Annotated in this window: 20 protein-coding genes and 1 riboswitch; of the genes, 8 read left to right on the top strand and 12 right to left on the bottom strand. The window is 72.9% G+C overall.

Annotated features, from left to right (window positions below):
* The first annotated feature begins 33 nt into the window (after positions 1 to 33).
* Positions 34 to 1,518 (top strand): S8 family peptidase, encoded by a 1,485-nt coding sequence (locus tag GA0070562_RS08005; protein WP_091417825.1) that lies wholly within the window; start codon positions 34 to 36, stop codon positions 1,516 to 1,518.
* A 106-nt stretch (positions 1,519 to 1,624) separates the two neighbouring features.
* Positions 1,625 to 2,125 (top strand): hemerythrin domain-containing protein, encoded by a 501-nt coding sequence (locus GA0070562_RS08000; protein WP_030499909.1) that lies wholly within the window; start codon positions 1,625 to 1,627, stop codon positions 2,123 to 2,125.
* Positions 2,126 to 2,189: 64 nt separating this feature from the next.
* Here GA0070562_RS08000 and GA0070562_RS07995 read toward each other — a convergent pair whose 3' ends face one another.
* Entirely contained in the window at positions 2,190 to 2,996 is an 807-nt protein-coding gene (locus tag GA0070562_RS07995; RefSeq protein WP_091417822.1) for an SDR family NAD(P)-dependent oxidoreductase, read from the bottom strand.
* 105 nt (positions 2,997 to 3,101) lie between these two features.
* A riboswitch (ZMP/ZTP riboswitch) is annotated at positions 3,102 to 3,191 on the top strand.
* Positions 3,192 to 3,209: 18 nt separating this feature from the next.
* Between GA0070562_RS07995 and GA0070562_RS07990 the strand changes: the two genes are divergently transcribed.
* Positions 3,210 to 4,646: a glycine hydroxymethyltransferase gene (locus GA0070562_RS07990; protein WP_013286616.1), complete on the top strand. Its 1,437-nt coding sequence runs from the start codon at positions 3,210 to 3,212 to the stop codon at positions 4,644 to 4,646.
* A gap of 58 nt (positions 4,647 to 4,704) precedes the next feature.
* On the opposite strand, the gene GA0070562_RS07985 is transcribed toward GA0070562_RS07990, so the two are convergent.
* The 6 genes from GA0070562_RS07985 to GA0070562_RS07960 all read right to left on the bottom strand — a co-directional run bounded on the left by GA0070562_RS07985 (position 4,705) and on the right by GA0070562_RS07960 (position 10,996).
* Positions 4,705 to 4,956 (bottom strand): hypothetical protein, encoded by a 252-nt coding sequence (locus tag GA0070562_RS07985; protein WP_013286617.1) that lies wholly within the window; start codon positions 4,954 to 4,956, stop codon positions 4,705 to 4,707.
* A 27-nt stretch (positions 4,957 to 4,983) separates the two neighbouring features.
* Positions 4,984 to 6,327, bottom strand: a complete 1,344-nt coding sequence (locus GA0070562_RS07980) for an aminotransferase-like domain-containing protein (protein WP_091417819.1) — start codon at positions 6,325 to 6,327, stop codon at positions 4,984 to 4,986.
* 1 nt (position 6,328) lies between these two features.
* Entirely contained in the window at positions 6,329 to 7,432 is a 1,104-nt protein-coding gene (locus GA0070562_RS07975) for an alpha-hydroxy acid oxidase (RefSeq protein ID WP_091418469.1), read from the bottom strand.
* Positions 7,425 to 8,399: an alpha/beta hydrolase gene (locus GA0070562_RS07970; protein ID WP_091417815.1), complete on the bottom strand. Its 975-nt coding sequence runs from the start codon at positions 8,397 to 8,399 to the stop codon at positions 7,425 to 7,427. The genes GA0070562_RS07975 and GA0070562_RS07970 overlap by 8 nt, the downstream gene beginning before the upstream one ends.
* Entirely contained in the window at positions 8,396 to 9,619 is a 1,224-nt protein-coding gene (locus GA0070562_RS07965; RefSeq protein WP_091417811.1) for a cytochrome P450, read from the bottom strand. The genes GA0070562_RS07970 and GA0070562_RS07965 overlap by 4 nt, the downstream gene beginning before the upstream one ends.
* Positions 9,620 to 9,685: 66 nt before the next feature.
* Positions 9,686 to 10,996, bottom strand: a complete 1,311-nt coding sequence (locus tag GA0070562_RS07960) for an SGNH/GDSL hydrolase family protein (protein ID WP_091417807.1) — start codon at positions 10,994 to 10,996, stop codon at positions 9,686 to 9,688.
* A gap of 285 nt (positions 10,997 to 11,281) precedes the next feature.
* Here GA0070562_RS07960 and GA0070562_RS07955 point away from each other — a divergent pair, with 285 nt between their 5' ends.
* Genes GA0070562_RS07955 through GA0070562_RS07935 form a run of 5 tightly spaced genes read left to right on the top strand, consistent with a single transcriptional unit; the run spans position 11,282 to position 15,841 of the window.
* Complete coding sequence (locus GA0070562_RS07955; protein ID WP_091417803.1) at positions 11,282 to 12,844, top strand: class I adenylate-forming enzyme family protein; 1,563 nt, start codon at positions 11,282 to 11,284, stop codon at positions 12,842 to 12,844.
* On the top strand, positions 12,841 to 14,061 hold the full coding sequence (locus GA0070562_RS07950; protein WP_091417799.1) for an MFS transporter: 1,221 nt from the start codon (positions 12,841 to 12,843) through the stop codon (positions 14,059 to 14,061). Before GA0070562_RS07955 ends, GA0070562_RS07950 begins: the two co-directional genes overlap by 4 nt.
* Positions 14,062 to 14,097: 36 nt before the next feature.
* Positions 14,098 to 14,490, top strand: a complete 393-nt coding sequence (locus tag GA0070562_RS07945; RefSeq protein WP_091417795.1) for an MmcQ/YjbR family DNA-binding protein — start codon at positions 14,098 to 14,100, stop codon at positions 14,488 to 14,490.
* The gene (locus GA0070562_RS07940; RefSeq protein WP_091417790.1) at positions 14,487 to 15,119 is read left to right on the top strand and encodes an HAD family hydrolase; all 633 of its coding nucleotides are present in this window, start codon (positions 14,487 to 14,489) and stop codon (positions 15,117 to 15,119) included. The genes GA0070562_RS07945 and GA0070562_RS07940 overlap by 4 nt, the downstream gene beginning before the upstream one ends.
* Before the next feature lie 41 nt (positions 15,120 to 15,160).
* Entirely contained in the window at positions 15,161 to 15,841 is a 681-nt protein-coding gene (locus GA0070562_RS07935; RefSeq protein WP_091417787.1) for an SGNH/GDSL hydrolase family protein, read from the top strand.
* Positions 15,842 to 16,083: 242 nt separating this feature from the next.
* Here GA0070562_RS07935 and GA0070562_RS07930 read toward each other — a convergent pair whose 3' ends face one another.
* Genes GA0070562_RS07930 through GA0070562_RS07910 form a run of 5 tightly spaced genes read right to left on the bottom strand, consistent with a single transcriptional unit; the run spans position 16,084 to position 21,093 of the window.
* Positions 16,084 to 17,433 (bottom strand): ATP-grasp domain-containing protein, encoded by a 1,350-nt coding sequence (locus GA0070562_RS07930; protein ID WP_091417783.1) that lies wholly within the window; start codon positions 17,431 to 17,433, stop codon positions 16,084 to 16,086.
* 3 nt (positions 17,434 to 17,436) lie between these two features.
* Positions 17,437 to 18,402 (bottom strand): alpha-ketoacid dehydrogenase subunit beta, encoded by a 966-nt coding sequence (locus tag GA0070562_RS07925; protein ID WP_091417780.1) that lies wholly within the window; start codon positions 18,400 to 18,402, stop codon positions 17,437 to 17,439.
* Positions 18,402 to 19,373: a thiamine pyrophosphate-dependent dehydrogenase E1 component subunit alpha gene (locus GA0070562_RS07920; protein ID WP_091417776.1), complete on the bottom strand. Its 972-nt coding sequence runs from the start codon at positions 19,371 to 19,373 to the stop codon at positions 18,402 to 18,404. Before GA0070562_RS07920 ends, GA0070562_RS07925 begins: the two co-directional genes overlap by 1 nt.
* The gene (locus GA0070562_RS07915; RefSeq protein ID WP_091417773.1) at positions 19,370 to 20,167 is read right to left on the bottom strand and encodes a DUF3050 domain-containing protein; all 798 of its coding nucleotides are present in this window, start codon (positions 20,165 to 20,167) and stop codon (positions 19,370 to 19,372) included. Before GA0070562_RS07915 ends, GA0070562_RS07920 begins: the two co-directional genes overlap by 4 nt.
* A gap of 2 nt (positions 20,168 to 20,169) precedes the next feature.
* Positions 20,170 to 21,093, bottom strand: a complete 924-nt coding sequence (locus GA0070562_RS07910) for a phytanoyl-CoA dioxygenase family protein (RefSeq protein WP_091418466.1) — start codon at positions 21,091 to 21,093, stop codon at positions 20,170 to 20,172.
* Positions 21,094 to 21,138 lie beyond the last annotated feature (45 nt).

Below are 21,138 nucleotides of genomic sequence, written 5' to 3'. Positions count from 1 at the left end.
GCGGTCCACCCGCACGAACCCCTGGGAGTCTGTGTGAACAATCTCCGTCGCAAGACACTCGCCGCGGCGTCGGCGGTGACGCTCGGCGCCGGGCTCGCCCTCACCGGCGGCATGTCGCCGGCTGCGGCCGCCGGACCGGAGACCTCGTATCTGGTGCTCGCCCCGCAGGGCAACGGCACCGCCAAGGCCGCCGCCCGGGTGGCGGCCGCCGACGGCACCGTGGTGGCGGCGTACGACAAGATCGGCGTGCTGATCGTGCGCTCGTCCGCCCCGGACTTCACCACCCGCGTGGCGGGCGCCGGCGTCGAGTCGGTCGCCTCCACCGCCGGCCTGGGCACCGCCCTGGACGAGGGCGAGACGGTCGAGGTGCCGGCCGCCGCCGTCGCCGCGGCCACCGGCGACCCGACCGCCGAACCGCTCTACAACCTTCAGTGGGACATGGACCAGATCCGCGTCCCGCAGGCGCACGCGGTGAGCGGCGGCAGCCCGTCGGTCGTGGTGGGTGTGCTGGACAGCGGCATCTCCAGCAGCCACCCGGACCTGGCGAGCCAGATCGCCAGGGACAAGAGCGCCTCGTGCGTCGGCGGCGTCCCGAACACCGCCGAGGCCGCGTGGAACCCCACCACCAGCGACCACGGCACCCACGTGGCGGGCACCATCGCCGCCGCGGTCAACGGCGTCGGCGTCACCGGCGTCGCGCCGGGTGTGAAGGTCGCTGCCGTCAAGGTCGTAAACGACGACGGCTACATCTTCCCGGAGGCCGCGGTCTGCGGGTTCATGTGGGCCGCCGAGCACGGCATCAAGCTCACGAACAACAGCTACTACATCGACCCGTGGCAGCTGAACTGCCGCAACGACGCCCGCCAGCGCCCGGTGTGGAAGGCCGTGCAGCGGGCCCTGCGTTACTCGCAGTCCCAGGGCGTGCTGCACGTCGCGTCGGCCGGCAACTCGAACTGGGACCTGGCCCACAAGATCACCGACACCGGCAGCCCGAACAACGGCACGCCGGAGGACCGCGAGAACCTCACGAACGCCTGCCTGGTCCTCCCGGCCGAGGCGCCGGGCGTGGTGACGGTCGCCGCGGTCGGCCCGACCGGTGAGAAGAGCTACTACTCCTCGTACGGCCAGGGCGTGATCGACGTGACCGCGCCGGGTGGCGACACCCGGTTCCGGACCCGGGGCGCGGTGTCGACGTCCGCCGACGGCATCCTGTCCACCACCTTCAACACCGCCACCCGCACCAACGGGTGGGGCTACAAGCAGGGCACCTCGATGTCCAGCCCGCACGCCGCCGGCGTCGCGGCGCTGGCGCTGTCCGCGCACCCGGGCATGAACCCGGGCCAGCTCTCCTCGTTCCTGGAGCGCACGGCGGTGGCGAAGTCCTGCCCGTCGGGCGTCTACAACCCGGTGCCGCTGATCCCGGCGGGCCCGAACGCGTACGACGCGGCCTGCTCCGGCGGGAACCGCAACGGGTTCTACGGCGCCGGCGTCGTGGACGCGTACAACGCGGTGAAGTAACTCCGACCCGCGTGGACCGGGCCCGGCGTTCTCGCCGGGCCCGGTCTGTTTGTCCTGGTCGGGTGCCGGGTAGGGGGGCACCGTCAGCCGACTTAGGAGGTAACCGGTGTCCACCGACGCGATCGTCCTGCTCAAGGAGGACCACAAGGAGATCCGCCGCCTGTTCAAGGCCTTCCAGGAGGCCGAGGAGGGGCCGGCCAGCAAGCGCGGGAAGATCGTCGAGCAGATCCTCGAAGCTCTGACGGTGCACACCTACCTGGAGAACGAGGTGATGTACCCGGAGGTCCGCAAGCTGGTGCCCGACGTCGAGGACGACATCCTGGAGTCGTACGAGGAGCACCACGTCGCGGACGTGCTCTGCTTCGAGCTGTTCACCATGGACGCCGACGACGAGCGCTTCAACGCCAAGACGACGGTGCTGATCGAGAACGTGCTGCACCACGTCGAGGAGGAGGAGCAGGAGTGGTTCCCCAAGGTGCGCGAGGCGCTCGGCCGTAACCAGCTCCAGGAGATCGGTCAGCGGATGCTCGACCTGCGGCCGAAGGCGCCGAAGACGCCGACCGCCCCGAAGGCGCTGAAGAAGTCCCTGGACGCCGTGGTCGCCTGACACCGGGTCCGCGACGCGAGCGGGACCACCCCTTCACCGGGGGCGGTCCCGCTCGCGTCGGTGCTCAGTCGCCCGAGCCGGGCTCGGCCATCTTCCGGTGCTGCTCGGCCTTCAGCCGATCCGGGATGACCTTGCCGGCGGCCACCTGGATCTTGTTGACCAGCGAACCGGCGGCGACCTTGTGCTCCCCCTTCATCAGCGCCTCGAACGCGTCCTCCGCCACCTTGCGGGGGTCGTCCTTGCGCCCCTGCCCGACCCGGGTGTCCTCCATGTCGGCCCGGTCGAAGAACTCGGTGTCGGTCGGGCCGGGCATCAGCGACGTCACTGTTACGCCGCTGTCCTTCAGCTCGTTGCGCACCCCCTCGGCGAAGGACTGCACGAACGACTTCGAGGCGTTGTAGACCGCCTGGTACGCCCCGGGCATGGTGGCGGCGATGGACGAGGTGAACAGCACCCGCCCGGCGCCCCGGCGGACCATGTCCGGCAGCAGCAGCTTGGCCAGGTGCACCGTCGAGCGGACGTTCAGGTCGATCACGGTCAGCTCGTCGGCCAGGTCGGTGCCGCCGACGAAGTCCCCGCCCGCGCCCCGGCCGGCGTTGAGCGCCAGCGCGTCGACCGGGCGGCCCAGCCCGGTGACCTCCCCGGCCAGCCGCCGTACGCCCTCGGGCGTGGCCAGGTCCACCCGGACCGGGTACACCTCCGGGCCGCCGTCGCGCCGCAGGTCACCCGCCGCGCGCTCGATCGCCGCGTCCTCGGCGGCAACCACCACGTCGTACCCGTGCTCGGCGAACTGGACCGCCAGCTCGTACCCGATGCCGCTGGACGCGCCGGTCACCACGGCGAGCGGCCGTCCGGTGCTCGGTGTGGTCATGGTCGTGCCTCCTCTCCCCCGGGCCGGGTCGGGGCCGGCCTCCCCCACGGTGTGCCCCGGGACGGGCGGCCCAACCCCGCAGGTCCCGGCCGGGCCGGTAGGATCGGCACGGGCCGTGACTGGCGCGTGGAGATGGAGCACCATCGGGGAGCGGCCTCGTCATGAGGACGCATGCCGAGCGCCTGGGCCTTCCGCACGTCATCTGGAGGTCGCATGTCGCGCAACGCCGAGTCCACCGCCTTCCGCAGCGCGTTGGAGGTCGTCCGCGGCGTCGAGCCGCGCGTGGCCGACGCCATCGCCGCGGAACTGGCCGACCAGCGCGAGTCGCTCAAGCTCATCGCCAGCGAGAACTACGCCTCCCCCGCGACGCTGCTGGCCATGGGCAACTGGTTCAGCGACAAGTACGCCGAGGGCACCGTCGGGCGCCGGTTCTACGCCGGCTGCCAGAACGTCGACACCGTCGAGGCGCTCGCCGCGGAGCACGCCCGGGAGCTGTTCGGCGCGTCCCACGCGTACGTGCAGCCGCACTCGGGCATCGACGCCAACCTGGTCGCGTTCTGGGCGATCCTGGCCGACCGGGTCGAGTCCCCCGCGCTGCGCAAGGCGCAGGCGCGGCAGGTCAACGACCTCACCGAGGCGGACTGGTTCGCGCTGCGCCGCGAGCTGGGCAACCAGCGGATGCTCGGCATGTCGCTCGATGCCGGCGGCCACCTCACGCACGGTTTCCGGCCGAACATCTCCGGCAAGATGTTCGACCAGCGCAGCTACGGCACCGACCCGGCCACCGGCCTGATCGACTACGACCGGGTGGCCGAGGCGGCCCGCGAGTTCAAGCCGCTGATCCTGGTCGCCGGTTACTCCGCGTACCCGCGGAAGGTCAACTTCCGGATCATGCGGGAGATCGCCGACTCGGTCGGCGCCACGTTCATGGTCGACATGGCGCACTTCGCCGGGCTGGTCGCCGGCAAGGTGTTCACCGGCGACTTCGACCCGGTGCCGCACGCGCACATCGTCACCACCACCACGCACAAGTCGCTGCGCGGCCCGCGCGGCGGCATGGTGCTCTGCGGCCCGGAGCTGGCCGACCAGGTCGACCGGGGCTGCCCGATGGTGCTCGGCGGGCCGCTGCCGCACGTGATGGCCGCCAAGGCGGTCGCGCTGGCCGAGGCGCGCCGCCCCGACTTCGCCGACTACGCCCAGCGGATCGTGGACAACGCGCAGGCGCTCGCCGACGGGCTGCTGCGCCGGGGCGCCACGCTGGTCACCGGCGGCACCGACAACCACCTGGTGCTCATCGACGTGTCCGGGTACGGCCTGACCGGCCGGCAGGCCGAGCAGGCGCTGCTGGACTCGGGCATCGTCACCAACCGCAACTCGGTGCCGCAGGACCCGAACGGCGCCTGGTACACCTCGGGCATCCGCATCGGCACCCCGGCGCTGACCACCCGAGGGCTCGGCGCCGCCGAGATGGACGCCACCGCCGAGCTGATCCACACCGTGCTCAGCCAGACCACGCCGGGCACCGGCCCGGACGGCGCGCCGTCGAAGGCGAAGTACGTGCTGGACCCGGCCGTCGCCGAGTCCGTCGGCAAGCAGGCCGCCGACCTGCTCACGCCGTTCCCGCTCTACCCCGCCGTGGACCTGGGCTGACAGTCGTGACGGCGGCGCCCCGGGAGAACGATCTCCCGGGGCGCCGGCGGTTACGGGGTCAGCGCAGCGGGCGCTTCAGGTGGTAGCGGTGGACCTCGGTGCTGCCCTGCACGTTGTTCACGTCCTCGGCGGCGGAGACCAGCTCCCACCCCTCCCGGCCGACCCGGTTGAGATGCGCGATCGCGGTGTCGCCGTACGCGGTCACGTCGGTGCGTGACCCGTCCGGGCCGTACCACACGAACGAGACGTGGAAATTGCGTCCCTGACCCTGATACCGACGAACGAGCAACGCGTACTCCCAGGCAACCATTCGTCCATTATCAACAGAGGGACGGTGTCAGGAAACACGCACTGTGGCGGAACCCTGACACTCCGGTGTCACGTCCTCCGACATGGTGTCCGTGACCAGCGCGGCCAGCCGGTCCAGGCCCAGATCGATGGACTCCGGTGTGACAGCGCTCACCGACAACCGCAAGGCATTCACCGGTGTGCCCGCGTCGTAGAAGTGCGCCATCGGGGTCCAGAGCACGCCGTACTCGCGCGCCGAACGGTGCAGCAGCGCGTCGTCGACGGCGAACGGCACGCTCACCACCACGAAGAACCCGCCCGCCGGGACGGTCCAGGAGACCGGCCCGCCGGCCGGGAACCGCCGGGCCAGGCCGTCGACCAGGTGGCGCAGGTTGCGGGCGTACGCGGCCCGCTCCCTGGTGTTCGCGGCCACCAGTGAGCAGTCGTGCGCGAGCAGCGCGCCGCCGATCACCGCCTGGCTGATCGGCGACGTGTTCACCGTGACCATGCTCTTGATCTTCGCGAGGTGGTCGGCGAGCGGGACCACAGCGCCGTCCGCCTCCCCCACGCGCTGGTCGGCGACCACGTAGCCGACCCGGGCGCCCGGCAGCACGGTCTTGGCGAACGAGCCGAGGTAGACCACCCGGCGGGCGGTGTCCAGCGCCTTGAGCGTCGGCCGCCGCGCGGTGCCGTCGGCCGGGAACAGGCCGTACGGGTTGTCCTCGATCAGCAGCAGGTCCTCCTCGGCGGCCAGGTCCAGCAGCCGCCGCCGCTGCGCGGTGTCCATGCTGACGCCGGACGGGTTGGCGAAGTCGGGCATCACGTAGCAGCCCCGGGGCCGCAGCCCCTCCGCGCGGGCCCGGCGCAGCCCGGCGCGCAGGTCCTCCAGGTCGACGCCGTCGGGCCCGCCGGCCACCGGGCGTACCGGCAGGTCGACCAGGCGGGCCGCGCCGGTGAGCCCGACGTACGTGGGCGCCACCGCGAACAGCACGTCGGCCGGGCCGGCCCGCAGCGCGCGCAGCACCAGGAACATCGCCTCCTGGCAGCCGACCGTCACCACTATCGACTCCGGGTCGACGGTGAGCCCCTCGTCCACGGCGAGGTGACGGGCGATCAGGTGGTGCACGACGCCCTTGGTCCGGCCGTACTGCAACAGCGTCCGGTCCACACCGGCCCGGTCCAGCCCGACCTCCTCGGCGAGGTGGCGGCGGAAGCGGTCCAGGTGGGTGTGCAGCAGCGCGGAGTCGAAGAACTCCTCGTACGGCCGCCCGGCCGCCAGCGACACCGCGTCCGGGTAGTGCTGCGCCACCTCGTTGAGGAAGTTCATCGAGTTCAGCGCCGGGTCGCCGACGCTGCCGTGCAGCGCCGTGACGGCCAGGTCGATCGGCTCCACGTCAGCCTCCGATCCGGGTACGCAGCCGCCGGGCCGAGGCCGGATCGGGGCAGCCGCTGAGGATGAGGGCGTCGCGCAGTTCCGCCGCGAGCAGCGCCAGCGCCGCCTCGGCGCCGGCCCGGCCGCCCGCCGCGAGCGCCCAGAGCAGCGGCCGGCCCAGCAGCACGCCGTCCGCGCCGAGCGCCAGCGCGCGCAGCACGTCGACGCCGCTGCGGATGCCGCTGTCCAGCAGCACCGCGCACCGCCCGTCCACCGCGCCGGCCACCTCGGGCAGCATGCTCGCGCTGGCCGGGGCCGCGTCGAGCTGCCGTCCGCCGTGGTTGGAGACCACCACGGCGTCGACGCCGGTGTCCGCGGCGCGGACCGCGTCGCGCGGGTCCAGGATGCCCTTGACCAGTAACGGCACCCGGGTACGCTGCCGCAGCCACTCCAGGTCCGCCCAGCTCAGTGCTGGGGCGAACACCGCGCCGGTGTGCACCGCCACCGCCGAGACGCCCGGGGTGCCCTGGTGCGCCAGGTCGTCCCGGCCGCCGGGCAGGTTCGCGGCGGTGACGTGCGGCGGCAGCGCGAACCCGTTACGGGCGTCGCGCAGGCGCCGCCCGAGCACCGGCACGTCCACAGTCACCATCACCGCCGCGCAGCCGGCCGCCTCCGCCCGGTCGAGCAGGTCGGCCACCAGTGCCCGGTCGCGCAGCCAGTAGAGCTGGAACCACACGGTCGCGCCGGTCGCCGCGATCTCCTCGATCGACGTGCTGGACAGCGTGCTCGCCACGTACGGCACGCCCGCCGCGCGGGCCGCCGCCGCGAGCGCCGGCTCGCCGTCGGGGTGCAGCAGCCGCTGGTACGCCATCGGCGCGACAGCCACCGGCAACGCGGCCCGGCCGCCGGGCAGCGTCGCCTCGGTGGACGGGTCCTCCACGCCGGCCAGCATCCGGGGCAGCACCGCCACCCGGTCCAGCGCGGCCCGGTTCGCGGCCAGGGCGGTCTCGGTGCCGCTGCCGCCGTCGACGAAGTCCCACACGTCGGCCGGGAGGACCGCCCGGGCCGGCGCGGCGAACTCGGCCAGGCTGGCCGGCGGCACGAACCCGTCCGCCGCGTCACCCATGGCCGGCACCCGTCGCCGCCTCGGCGTGCGCCGTGTCGAGACCGAACCGGCGGCGCAGGAAGGCGGCGGCCCGCTCCTGGGCCTGGCGGCCCGCGTCGAACACGCCGGGCATGGCGAAGAACCCGTGCACCATCCCCGGGTAGTGGGCCGTCTCGGTGGGCACCCCGGCCTCACGCAGCCGGGACGCGTACCGCTCACCCTCGGCGCACAGCGGGTCGTACCCGGCGGTGACCACGAACGCCGGGGGAAGACCGGAGAGGTCCTCGGCGAGCAGCGGCGACGCGAGCGGGTGGGCCGCGTCGCCGGGGTCGGCCAGGTAGTGGCCGCGGTACCACCCCACCGAGTGCCTGTTGAACAGCATCGGGTCCTCGTCGTCGCCGGGCCGGTGCCCGGGCCGCTGGTCGGTGTTCGGGTAGACCAGCAGCTGGGCGGCGAGCCGGGGGCCGCCGTCGGCGCGGGCCAGCAGCGTCACCGCGGCGGCCAGGTTCCCGCCCGCGCTGTCGCCGCCCACCGCCAGCCGGTCCGGGTCGACGCGGAATTCGGCGGCGTGCGCGGCGAGGTGCCGCAGCGCGGCGTGGCAGTCCTCCACCGCCGCCGGGAACGGGTGCTCAGGGGCGAGCCGGTAGCCGACCGTCACGGTCTGGGCGCCGGTGAGGTTGACCAGCCGGCGGCAGATCCCGTCGGCCGTGTCGACGCTGCCGAGCGTCCAGCCGCCACCGAAGAAGTAGACGAGCGTGGGCAGCGGTCCGTCGCCGTCCGGCCGGTGGATCCGCACCGGCAGCGGCCCGGCCGGGCCGGGCACCGTCGTGTCGCGTACCTCGGCGACCGGCTCGACCACGCCGGAGCCGGCGCGGATCGCGGCGAGGTCGGCGGCGCGGGCCTGGGCGAGGGTCTGGGTGTAGAGCGGCACGGTGCCGGCGGCGGCCCGTGCGGCCCGCCACGCGACCACCTGCGGATCCAGTGTCATCCGGCCTCCCCGGTGGTGACGAAGAGTTTGTCGATACCGCGCAGGAACAGGCTCCCGCTGTACGTGTAGGGCTGGGTGACGGCGAGCCGGGGGAAGCGCGCGAACAGGCGCGGCAACGCCAGGCGGCCCTCCAGCCGGGACACCGCCGAGCCGAGGCAGAAGTGCAGCCCGACGCCGAAGGCCAGCGACGGCGGGCCGTCGCGGCGCGGGTCGAAGCGGTCCGGGTCGGGGAACCGGGCCGGGTCGCGGTTGGCGGCGGCGATCAGCAGCAGCACGTTGTCGTCACGTTCGACCGGGACGCCGCCGAGGTCGACGCCGGCCGGCGCGGAGCGGGCCAGGAAGTGCACCGGGCTCTCCATCCGCAGCACCTCCTCCACGCAGCCGCGGGCCAGCTCGTCGTCGCCGGGCAGCGCGGCGGTCACGTCCGGGTGGTCCAGCAGCAGCGGCAGGCCGTTGCTGAACATGTAGACGGTGGTGACGAAGCTGGCGTTGAACAGCACGATCAGGTTGCTGATCAGCTCTTCCTCGGTGAGGTCGACGCCGCCCGCGTCGAGCACCTCGACAAGCCCGCTGATCAGGTCGTGGCCGGGTGCGCGGCGCCGGTGGGCGATCAGGTCCCGGTAGTAGGCGCGCAACTCCTCGGCGGCCTGGTTGGCCTGGGCCAGCCGCTCCGGCGTCTTGCCGGACACGTCCATGTACTCGTCGATCCAGTCGACCCGCTGCCGGTACCAGGACAGGTCGGCCGCGGGCAGGCCGATGAACTCGGCCATCACCAGCGCCGGGACCGGGTACGCGAAGTCGGCTACGAAGTCCACCTCGTGACCGTCCGCACCCGCCTCGGCCATGTGGTCCAGGCGTTCGGCGACGATCCGCTCGATCACCGGCTCCAGCGCGCCGAGGCGGCGCGGGGTGAACGTCCTGGCGAACACCGCACGCATCCGGGTGTGGTCCGGCGGGTTGACGAACATCATCGAGGTGAGGAACGTGCGCAGGATCTCCTGCTCCTCCCAGCCGGGCGGGAAGCCCTTGTACCAGCCGGGGTCGCGCAGGATCTGGTCCACGATGTCGTACCCGCCGGCCACCGCGCTCACGGTGCTGTGCTCGGCCCGGGCCGGTACGGCGTTGATCGGCCCGTGCTCGTGCAGGGCCGCATAGAAGGGATAGGGGTTCTGCCGGCCCTGCTCGCTGTAGAGCCCGGTCAGGATCTCGCTGACGTCCACTGTCTCTTCCTCCCCAGGAAACGGCGGCGGGGGCGGCGTCGTGTCGACCGCCGCCCCCGCCCGGTGTCACAGTCCGAGCAGCTTCAGTGGCACGGCGTTCGCCATGGCCGCAGCGCCCGTGTCGTTCGGGTGGATGTGGTCACCCGAGTCGTAGGCCGGCAGCAGCCGGCTCGGCTGGGCCGGATCGCGCATCACCGCGTCGAAGTCGACGACGCCGTCGAACTCGGCCCGGCCGGGCCCGCGCAGCCAGGTGTTGACGGCCTGCCGGGTGGCGTCCTTCTCCGGGGTCCACACGCCCGGCCCGCCGTTGCCCTCGTACGGCATGAGCGTGCCGGCGATGCTGGTCAGGCCGCGCGCCTGGACCTGCCGGTTGAGCTGGCGCAGCGAGGCGATGATCGCCTCCGGGCTGTCGCCGTTCATCCAGATGTCGTTGATGCCCAGGTGGGTGATGACGGTACGCACCCCCGTCTGCGGGAACACGTCCTCGTTGAGCCGGGCCAGCGCGTTCGGGCCCAGCTCGTAGTAGCCGGGGAACCCGCCCGCGCCGGGCTCGGTGCCCTCGTGGTTGAGCCGGTTGCCGGCCAGGCTGAGGTTGAGCACACCCGGCGTACGCGGCTCCGGGCGGGCGTCGATCAGCCGCTCGGCCAGGAAGTCCGGCCAGCGGCGGTCGGCGTTGACGGTGCTGCCGTTGCCGTCGCCGATGGAGTCGCCCAGCACCACCACCGAACCGGGCGTGACCTTGCGCTCCACGTCGATGCCGGACAGGAACATCCAGCAGCAGTTGGGCCGGATGGTGAAGCCCGCGCCGTCGGCCGCCGAGGTGAGGTCGGTGGCGCCGATGAAGTTGGTGACCTTGGACTGGCCGTGGAACGTCACCGGTCCGGTGAGCACCGGGAAGTACAGGGTGACCACCAGGTCCTCCTGCTCGGCCACCGGGAAGGCCACCGGGTCGCTGAGCAGCTCGGCGCCCTTGTTGATGGTGGCCGAGCCGGCGCCGGAGAACGTCAGCTGGCGGACGCTCGCCGGGACGATGTCGGACAGGTCGTCGGGAGTGGCGGTGTTCGGCCGGGCGATCGTGGCGCGGCCGACCTGGACGGCCTGCTGGCCGTACAGGTTGGTCAGCCGCACCCGCAGGCGCGGCCCGCCGACCGAGGTCTGCACGGTCATCCGGATGCTCTGGTTGTTCAGGCCGGTCTCGGTCAGGCCCACGTTGTTCCCGCGGGTCACCGCCGCGGCCCAGGTTCCGGCCCACTCGGCGCGCCCGTGCCCGGCGCGGTCGTTCCCGGTCGGGCCGGCGCTCGCGGTGACCGCCGGGGTGGCGGCGATCAGCAGCGTTACGGCGGAAGCTATGACGTGCCATCTCTTCGGGGTCGGCATCGATCCTCCATGGTCGGCAGCCCCGGGCGTGACGCGGTCGGCGGCACCGGCCCGGGCGATGGACCGGAAACTAGCTTCCGGCCGTGACGAGCGTCAATCAACCTGATCGACATGATCAAATGCCCGGGGGGCGTGACGCAGCGACGATCGGCTCTGTCCGCCGTGGACCGGGGCTGCCTAGGCTCGGGGCTGGCGGCGGTGCGGTCGCCGACCCTGGCACCTGCCGTCTCGTCCCGGCCCTGACCTGGCCGGACGCCGCTCGCGGACCATGATGGGGGCTGCCCGATGACCGACCGGCCGAACTACGTGCACGAGGCGCTGGAGCTGTTCGCCGGGTTCGGCGACCGGGAGGCGCTCGTCGGCGGCGGACGCCGCCTCACCTACCCCCGGGTCGCCGCCGAGGTGCGCGGCCTGGCTGCCGCGTTGCGCCGTCACGGGGTACGCCCCGGCGCCGCGGTGCTGGTGATGCTCGGCAACACGATCGACGGTCCGCTGCTGCAACTGGCCCTGCATCTGCTGGGCTGCCGGAGCATGTGGGTCGCCCCGGTGACCTCCCGGCGGGAGGTCGACGAGTTCGTCGCGCTGTCCGCGCCGGAGGCGTTCGTGTACGACCCGCGTGACGCGCAGGCGGTCGAGGTCGCGGCGGGCCTGTCCGGCGTACCGGTGCTCTGCCTCGGCCCCGGTGGCGCCGGACCGGACCTGACCGCCGAGGCCCCCGGGCCGGCGGTGGAACTGCCCGCCGAGGTGCCGGCGCCGGAGTCGTTCCTCCAGACCAGCGGCACCACCGGCACGCCCAAGCTGGTGCACCACCGGGAGAGCTTCTACCGGCAGGTGCTCGTCCTCGCCGCCGAGTTCCGCGGTGCCGGGTTCCCGCTGCTGCGGCACCTGTCGCACTCGCCGATGTGGCTCGCCAGCGGCCAGATCACCACGCTGTTCAACCTGTTCACCGGCGGCGTGCTGTTCCTGCGCGAGCAGTGGGATCCGGCCGTGTTCATCGCCACCGTGGACGCCGAGCGGCTGACCTCCACGTTCGTCACCCCGCCGATGCTCTACGAGGTGCTCGACCACGCCGATCTGCCGGGCGCCGACTTCTCCGCGATGTTCATGTTCAACGTGGGCGCCGGGCCCGCCGCGCCGGCCCGGCTGCGCCAGGCCATCGCCCGCTTCGGCCCGTGCCTGCGCATCGTGTACGGGCTCAGCGAGGCGGTGGTCATCTGCGCGCTGCCCGGGCTCACCGAGGACCCGGAGCACCCGGAGCGGCTGCGCTCCTGCGGCCGCCCGTACGGCGACGTGTCGGTGCAGATCCGCGACGCCGACGGGCGGGTGCTTCCGGCCGGTGAGGACGGCGAGGTGTGGGTACGCACCAAGCTGAGCTTCGCCGGCTACCACGGACAGCCGGAACTGACCGCCGAGACGCTCGTCGACGGGTGGGTCCGCACCCGCGACATCGGCCACCTCGACGCCGACGGTTTCCTCTACCTGGTCGACCGGTTACAGGACCGGATCCTCACCCGGCAGCGCAGCTGGCCGATCTACTCGCGCCCGATCGAGGACGTGCTCGCCGGCCACCCCGAGGTACGCGCCGCCGCCGTGATCGGCGTACCGGACCCGGTGGCCGGGGAGCTGCCGCACGCGTACGTGGTGCCGGCACCGGACGCGTCGGTGACCGGCGAGGAGCTGATCGCGCTCGTGGTCCGGGAACTCAGCGAGACCTGGGCGCCCGGCGCTGTGGAGTTCGTCGACGCGCTGCCGCTGAACCGGTCCGCGAAGGTCGACAAGCGCGCGTTGCGGGCCCGGTACGCCGCCGCTCACCCGGCCGGCGCCGACCCGATCGGCAGTCCGGCGTGAACCCGCGCCGGGAGTTGTACACCCTGGTCGGCGCCGACCTGCTGTCCAACCTCGGCACCCGGATCTCGGTGGTCGCCATCCCCTGGCTGGTGCTGGAGACCACCGGCAGCCCCACCAAGATGGGGCTCGTCGCGGCGGCGGAGACGCTTCCGTACATGCTCTCCAGCGCGCTGGCGACCCCGTGGGCGGACCGGTTCGGGGTACGCCGTACCTCGGTGTTCGTGGACGCGGCGAGCGCCGTCGCGATGGCCGTGGTGGCGCTGGCGCCCTGGCTCGGCTTCGGCACCCTGCTGGTGCTCGTGGCGGTCGCCGGCGGGCTGCGCGGCATCGGCGACCGGGTCAAGCACGTGCTGTTCAAACCGGCGGCCGAACGGGCCGGGGTGCCGCTGATCCGGCTCACCAGCGCCTACGACGGCCTGGCCCGGGGCATGACGCTGTTCGGCGCGGTGCTCGGCGGGCTGCTCATCGACTGGGTCGGGCTGACCCGGGCCATCTGGATCGACGCGGCCACGTTCGCGGTCTGCGCGCTGCTCATCGGCGTGCTGGTCCGGCCGCCCGCACCGGCGCAACCGGCGCCCCGGGAACCGTACCTGCGGGCGCTGCGCGGCGGCTTCGCGTACCTGCGCACCGACCGGACGCTGATGACCATGCTGATCGTGGTCTCGGTGTCCAACATGTTCGCCAACGCCAGCGTCGCGGTCTGGATCCCGCTGTGGGTCAACGAGGTGCTCGGCGACCCGGCCGGGTTCGGTCTGCTGCTGGGCGTCTTCTCGGCCGGCGCGCTGCTGGGCAACCTGTTGTTCACAGTGGTCGGCACCCGGCTGCCGGCCGGGACGACGTTCGCACTGGGGCTGACGCTCAGCGGCGCGCCCCGGCTGCTCGCGCTGGCGCTCAGCGACGACCTGGTCGTGGTGCTCGTGGTGACGTTCCTGTCCGGCATCGGCATCGCGGCGGTGAACCCGCTGCTCGGCGCGGCGCTCTACCAGCGGGTGCCGGGCGAGCTGCAGACCCGGGTGCTCGGCATCTCCGGATCGGTGGCGTTCCTCGGCCTGCCCGTCGGCGCGCTGCTCGGCGGCTGGTCGGTGGCGCTGCTCGACCTGACCCCGGCGCTGCTGGTGATGTCGGGCGTCTGCCTGGTGCTGACCGTCGGACCGCTGCTGCTGACCCGCGCGTCCCGGCGCCCGGCTGCGGAACCGGCCACGCCCACGCCGGTCTGAGCCGTCGTGTCGGGGGGCGGCGGTAGGGTCGGGGCCATGGCGACCTGGGACGACGTGCGGCGCATCGCGCTGGCCCTGCCCGAGACCACCGAGCGCGGCTCACACGACGACCTGCCCGCCTGGCGGGTACGCGACAAGATGTTCGTCTGGGAACGGCCGCTGCGCCGCGGCGACCTCGAGGCGCTCGGCGACGCCGCCCCGGGCGGCCCGATCCTCGGCGTCCGGGTGCCCGACCTGGGCGCCAAGGAGGCACTGATCGCCGACGACCCGGCGGTCTACTTCACCACGCCGCACTTCGACGGCTACCCGTCGGTGCTGGTGCGGCTCGACCGGATCGACGTGGACGAGCTGACCGAGCTGGTCACCGAGGCGTGGTACGCACGCGCCCCGAAGCGGCTCGCCACGGCGCACCGGGCGGAGAACGCGTGACCGGCCCGGTGGACGCGATCGTCTTCGACATGGACGGCACGCTCGTCGAGTCGCACGCGGTGGTGCCCGCGGCGTACCGGGCGGCGGTGCGCGCCGGAGGCGGGCCGTCGTACACCGACGCCGAGGTCATCGCCGGGTACTCGATCGGCTCCCCGGCGGACCTGCTGACGCACCTGCTGCGGCGGCCCGCCTCCAGCGACGACCTGGACCGCTACCACGCCGAGCTGGATGCGCTCGCCGGGCGGGTACGCGTCTACCCCGGAGTCGCGGACGCGCTCGCCGAGATCGCCACCCGGGTACCGGTGGGCGTGTTCACCGGCGCGAGCCACCGGGCCGCCGAGATCCTGCTCGACCGGGCGGGCCTGCTCGGTCACTTCCAGGTCGTCCTCGGCGGCGACCAGGTCGACCGCCCCAAACCGGCACCCGACGGCGTGGAGGCGGCCTGCCGGCACCTCGGCGTGCCGCCGGGCCGCGCCGCGTACGTGGGTGACTCGCCACTTGACGTACGCGCCGCCCGGCACAGCGGCGCGGTGGCGGTGGCCGCCGCGTGGGGTCACCAGTACGACCCCGCCGAGCCGGCCGACCTCAGCCTGACCCGGCCCGGGGAGCTGCTGGCCCTGCTGCCCTGAGCCTCTTTCCCGGCGCGGGTCGCTCGGCTAGCCTGCCGGGCATGCCATCGACGTTGACCGAGGCAACGGACCCGTACTGCCTGCGTCCCGGAGAGGCCGCCGAGCTGCTGCGCGAGCATCCGTGGCGCCGGTTCGTGGTGCTGGGTGACAGCGTCGCGGAAGGGCTGTGCGAGCCGGCCGACGGCTACCCCGACCTCCAGTGGGCCGATCGGATCGCGGCCGAGCTGCGCGCGATCCGGCCGGAGCTGGCCTACCTGAACCTGGGCCGGCGCGGGCTGCGCGCACACGAGGTACGGACCACCCAGCTGGCCGACGCTCTGGCCTTCGAACCGGACCTGGCCCTGGTGGTGTGCGGCGGCAACGACGCGTTCCGCTCCGCCTACGACCCGAACGCGGTCGACGCCGAGCTGACCGCCATGATCACCGCGCTACGGGAGGCGGGGGCGGACGTGATCACAGTGGGCATGTTCGACGTGTCGCACAGCCCGGCGGTGCCGGACGCGCTGCGCGCGGGCCTGGGCGAGCGGATGCGCCGGCTGGCCCGGCACACCCGGGGCGTGGCCGAACGGCTGGGCACGCTGCACGTCCACCTGACCGACCACCCGCTGGTGGCCGATCCGTCGCTGTACAGCAGCGACGGCCGGCACGGCAGCGCACGCAGCGACGCGATAGCCACCGCCGAAACCCTCCGGATCCTCTCCACCCACGTCCCCCACCCCTGACCCGCCCGTCGCTGCCCCTGCCCTGCCCCGCCCTGCCCTGCCCCGCCGATCATGAAGTTGACGGCACTCTGCGTCCGTTTTGTCGCCGCTAAGTTCATGATCAGCGGGATCAGGGGCCTGGTCGGCCAGCCCGCAGCCCCGATCCGCTCCGTTGACCAAGGAGTTTGGGTCGGTTACGCGCCCCGGGGAGGACACAAACTCCTTGATCAACGCTGGGAGCGAGGGGGTGGGCGGGAATAGGGTCAGTCGGTGAGCAGGATGCCGGTCAGGAGGACGCCTCGGGCCAGGTTGAGGACCTCGTCGCAACCCGGGTAGCCGACCCGCGCGAGCGCACCGGATCCGGTGCGGTCGAACAGGTACGGGGCGAGGCTGTACGGGACGTCGGCGGTGACCGTCTCACCGGTCTCGATCTGCACGAAGTCCATCGCCACCCGGTCGGCCTCGTGATAGCGCTGCAGGATGTTGCCGCCCTCGGCGATCGCCGCGCGTACCCCGTCCGCCCACGCCACCGCTGTCATCTCCCGGCCGATCAGCACACCGTGCCCGGCCGAACCGCCGGCCGGCTTGGCGACCAGGTCGGCCTGTTCGGCGAGCGCCCGGTCGAGCTGGTCGGAGGTGAGCGCCACGGTGTGCGGCACGTACCGACGGATCAGCGTCCGGTCGTCCTCCGGCAGCAGGTCCAGGTCGTCCCAGAGCCACGCGTAGTTCAGCTTGTTGCTGAGCAGCCAGGCGGCGCTGCTGACGAACATCGGCAGCGTGCCGGCGGCGAGCGCCCCGGCGACCGCGTCCAGGCCGGGGCTGGGGGTGACCCGGTTGGGCACGAACAGCCGGAACAGGGCGTCGACCGGCGCGCCGCCGACGACGAGCCGGTTCTGCGCGTCCAGCGTGGCGGTGGCGACCGGGGCGATGACCAGGTCGATGCCGAACGGGCGGGCCTGGTCGATCAGTGGGGACAGGATCCGGATGAACGTCTCCGGGTCGTCCAGTCCCGGGTAGTCGGCGTCGAAGTCCATCAGCAGCGCCACCCGCGCGCCGTCGGGCAGGCCGAGCGTGTCCCGGATGGCCACGAACCGCTGGTCCAGCAGCGAGGGCGCGGGCCGCGACCCGTCGAGCAGGTCGTGCGCGTGGTACAGCTCGGCGTACCGCTGGATCACGGTGTCGGCGTCGAAGCCGCCGCCGAGGCTGCTGTCGATGTTGTACTCCACGATGCACGGCACGCCGCCGGAGAACAGCACGTCCGGCCGGTACGCGGCGAGCAGCCCCTCGTGCAGTTCCTCGTCCGGGTCGAGCAGCCGGGTCTCGCCGTCCGGCACGTCGAGCAGCAGGCGCAACTCACCGGCGGTACGGGCGCGACGCCGGCACGCCTCCAGGATGAGCTGGGCGATACGGTCGCTGACCTCGTTCAGCTCGCGGAACGCGTCAGCGGTGAACACCGGCGGGCGGGCCAGCCGCCACTGCTTGTTGTACGTGGCCCGGCCGTGGAAGATCTTCTCCCAGGCCGCGGCGCCGGTGGTCACCATCGCGGTACGGGTGGACTCGGGCAGGTCGGTCCACGCCTGGCCGAGCGGCGGCCACGTGTAGTTGGGGTCCATCGTTCATCCGTCCTTGAGGGTCAGTTGGATGGCGGCGGTGAGCTGGTCGCGGCCGGGTTGCACGGCCCGGTCCAGAGCGGGCGCGAAGGGCAGCACGGCGCCGTCGGGGCGGGTCACCCGCCGGGGCGGCGCGGCCAGCCGGACCCGCTCGACCACCGTGGCGATGATCTCCCCGGCGATGCCGCAGGAACGGTTGCCGTCGTCGACGACGACCAGCCGCCCGGTGCGGCTCACCGACTCGACCAGCCCGTCCCAGTCGAACGGGTAGAGCGTGCGGGGGTCGAAGACCTCCACCGACGCCTGGCCGGCGAGTTCCTCGGCGACGGCGAGCGCGTCGTGCACCAGGTGCCCGACCGCCACCACAGTCACGTCGGCGCCGGGGCGGCGGACGATCCCCCGGCCCAGCGGCACGGCTGCCAGGTCGGTGACGTCGGCGCGCAGGTCCAGGGCGCCGGCCGGGGCGAAGACCACCACCGGGTCGTCGCAGCGGATCGCGGAGACCAGCAGCCCGTACGCGTCGGCCGGGGTGGCCGGTACGACTGTGGTCACCCCGACGTGGGCGAACAACGCGTACGGGTGGTCGGAGTGCTGCCCGGCCCAGCCGGTGCGGGAGCCGGAGCCGGGCACCACGTAGGTGACCGGCACCGCGCACTGGCCGCCGGTCATCAGTGGGAACTTGTGCGCGTGGTTGACGATCTGCTCGAAGACCAGGAACAGCAGCGACGGGATCTGGAACTCGACCACCGGGCGGGCCCCGGCCAGCGCGGCGCCGGTGGCGAAGCTGGTGAACGCCTGCTCGGACAGGGGCGTGTCGCGGACCCGTTCCGGGCCGAACTTCTTCAGCAGGCCGGTGGTGACGTTCGCGGCGGCCACCCGGATGTCCTCGCCGAGCACCACGACCGACTCGTCGCGGGTCATCTCGTCGGCCAGCGCCCGGGTGAGCGCCCTGCGGTAGGAGAGCCGGGGCATCAGCCACCTCCGGTCCGGGCGGTGAGCCCGCTGGCGTACAGGTGGTCCAGGGCGGTCGCCGGGTCGGGGTGCGGCCCGGCGAGCGCGAATTCGACGGCGGCGTCCAGTTCCGCCTCGACTGCGGCGTCCACCTCGGCCCGCACGGCCGGATCCAGCCGCGCTCCGGCGATGTCGACCGGATCGCGGGACCGGCCCTCGGCCACCTCCTCCGGCGGCCGGTAGTCGAGGCGTACCTGATGTTCGAAGGTGTGGTGGGCGTCGAAGCGGTAGGTGCGGGCCTCGACCAGTTCGGGGCCGCCGCCGGCGCGCATCCGCGCGACGGCGGCGGCGGTGACCTCGTGTACCGCCTCGGGGTCCTGCCCGTCGACGGCGGCCGCCGGCATGCCGAAGGCGGCGGCCCGCCCGGCGATGGTGCCGGCGACCGCGCCGTCGACCGGCATGGTGGTGGCGTAGCCGTTGTTCTCGCAGACGAACAGCACCGGTATCCGCCAGAGCGCGGCCAGGTTGAACGCCTCCAGGAGCATGCCCTCGTTGACCGCGCCGTCGCCGAAGAAGGTGGCGCCGACGATGTCGGCGCCGCGCCGCCGGCGCTCCCACACCGCTCCGGTGAGGATCGCGCCGGCGGCACCGACGATGGCGTTGGCGCCGAGGACGCCGACGCCGAAGTCGGCGGCGTGCATCGACCCGCCCCGGCCCCGGTTGAGCCCGGTGACCCGGCCGCACAGCTCGGCCAGCATCCGGGCCGGGTCGGCGCCCTTGGCGAGCACGTGCCCGTGCCCGCGGTGGGTGCCGGTGACCAGGTCCTCGGCGGAAAGGGCCGCGCAGACGCCGGCGGCGATGCCCTCCTGACCGAGGTACGGGTGGATGCCGCCGACGATCTCCCCGGCGCGGACCAGCTCGATCGCGCGCTCCTCGAAGCGGCGGATCAGCCGGACCGTCCGGTAGAGCCGGAGCGGGTCGGAGCCGGTCACGCCGGACGGCCCTCCTTGACGGCGGCGAGGATGTCGTCCCAGAGGCGGGCGCGGGCGGCGAGCGCGGCGTTCACCGTGTCGGCGCACTCCTGCCACTTGGTGTCGTCGTCGCCGCACAGGTCGGCCAGCATCTGCATGGCCATCGGGGTGTGCTGCTCGCCGTCGACCTCGATGTGCCGCTCCAGGTAGTCGACGAACTTGTTTAGCCGGTTGCTGCGCTCGTTGACGGCGACGACCTGGGTGAACATTTCCGGGATGAGGTCCTCGCGGCCGAACGCGAACGCCGCGGCCTGGCAGTGCACCGGGGTGGTCTCGATGATCCGCCAGGTGGTGCCGGCGAACGCGGCCGACGCCGCGGGGACGCCGGCGGCGCCGAGCGCCTCGGTGACCGGGGTGCCGTCGCGCAGCAGGTCGACGAGCTTGTTCACGGCTGTGGTGTCGGCGCCGGCCTCGGTCATGCCCTGCACGTACAGCTCGAAGTGGCTGATGTAGCCCTCACCCAGCTCGTCGCTCTCCTCGACCATGACGATGTCGTTGATCAGGCGGCGGCTGCCGGTCGGCCCGGTGGGGATCCACGGCACCGTGACGCAGGTGAGCTGCCGCTGCAACGACTTCAGCAGGGACATGAAGTCCCAGACGGCGAAGACGTGGTGCTCCATGAAGGTGACGAGAGCGTCGTGGGTGTCGAGGTTGGCGTAGAGCGGGTGCTTGACCACCACGTCGCGGCGCTCGGTCACCGCCCGCTCCAGCCGCTCGATGCCCGGGTGCGTCTTACCCCAGTCGTACCGTGACATTGTCAGCCTCCCTGCTGGGCGCGGTCGCGCCAGATGACCGGGCAGTAATCGGGGTCCGCGTAGTCCGGCCGGCCCTCGTGGGTGCGGCGGACCAGCACGTCGTGGTTGTACGCGGCGAGCTTGCCGTCGGAGAGCGGATACTCCCGCCAGGCGTTGTCGCCGTCCTGCAGGTGCAGCGAGACGGCCCGGCGGGGCCGTCCGCTGACGTTCGCACCGCTGCCGTGGTAGGTGCGGCAGTGGTGGAAACTCATGTGTCCCTTGGGGATCACCATGGGGATCTTGCGGATCTCGGCGCCGTTGTACGCCGCGTTCTCGGCGAGCATCGCCTCGAGCTGGTCGCGGTCCCGGTCGGCGAAGTGCCGCACCACCGTGTCGTCGGCGCCGATCTCCCGCCAGCGGTGCGAGCCGTCGACCATCGTGATGGTGCCCATCTCCTCGCCGCAGTCGTGGAACGGGATGAACGCGGTGAGCATGTTCTCCGACGACGAGGACGCCCAGTAGTGCTTGTCGAAGTGCCAGGGCACGATGTTCGACGGCTCACCGGCGATCGGCGGCTTCCAGATCAGCGTGGACTGGAAGATCCGGATCTCGGTGGCGCGGGCCAGCCGGGCGGCGACCGCACCGATCAGCGGCTTGCGCAGGATGCGGGCGATGCCGTCGTGCTCGTGGTGGACGTAGTCGTTGTGCCGCTGCACGTCACCCCGGGACGGCTCCCAGTAGGCCAGCTTCGGTGGCCGTACCGGCAGCCGCCGGTCGCGTTCCCCGGCGTAGTAGCTGTCGGTGGCGGCGACCAGCTCGTCCACCTCGTCGTCGGTGAGCAGCTTCTTCGACAGGTACCAGCCGTGCTCGGCGTAGTGCCGGACGTCCTCGTCGGAGGGCAGCAGCGCCTCCTCCTCGGCGGTCAGCCCGGGATCGATGGTGGTCATGCCGTGCCGGCCGGGCATGGCCTCACGGCCCTCGCTTCGCTCGGT

It is taken from the genome of Micromonospora tulbaghiae, assembly GCF_900091605.1.
Taxonomy (GTDB): Bacteria; Actinomycetota; Actinomycetes; order Mycobacteriales; family Micromonosporaceae; genus Micromonospora; species Micromonospora tulbaghiae.
This window is presented reverse-complemented; position numbering and strand designations above follow the sequence as displayed.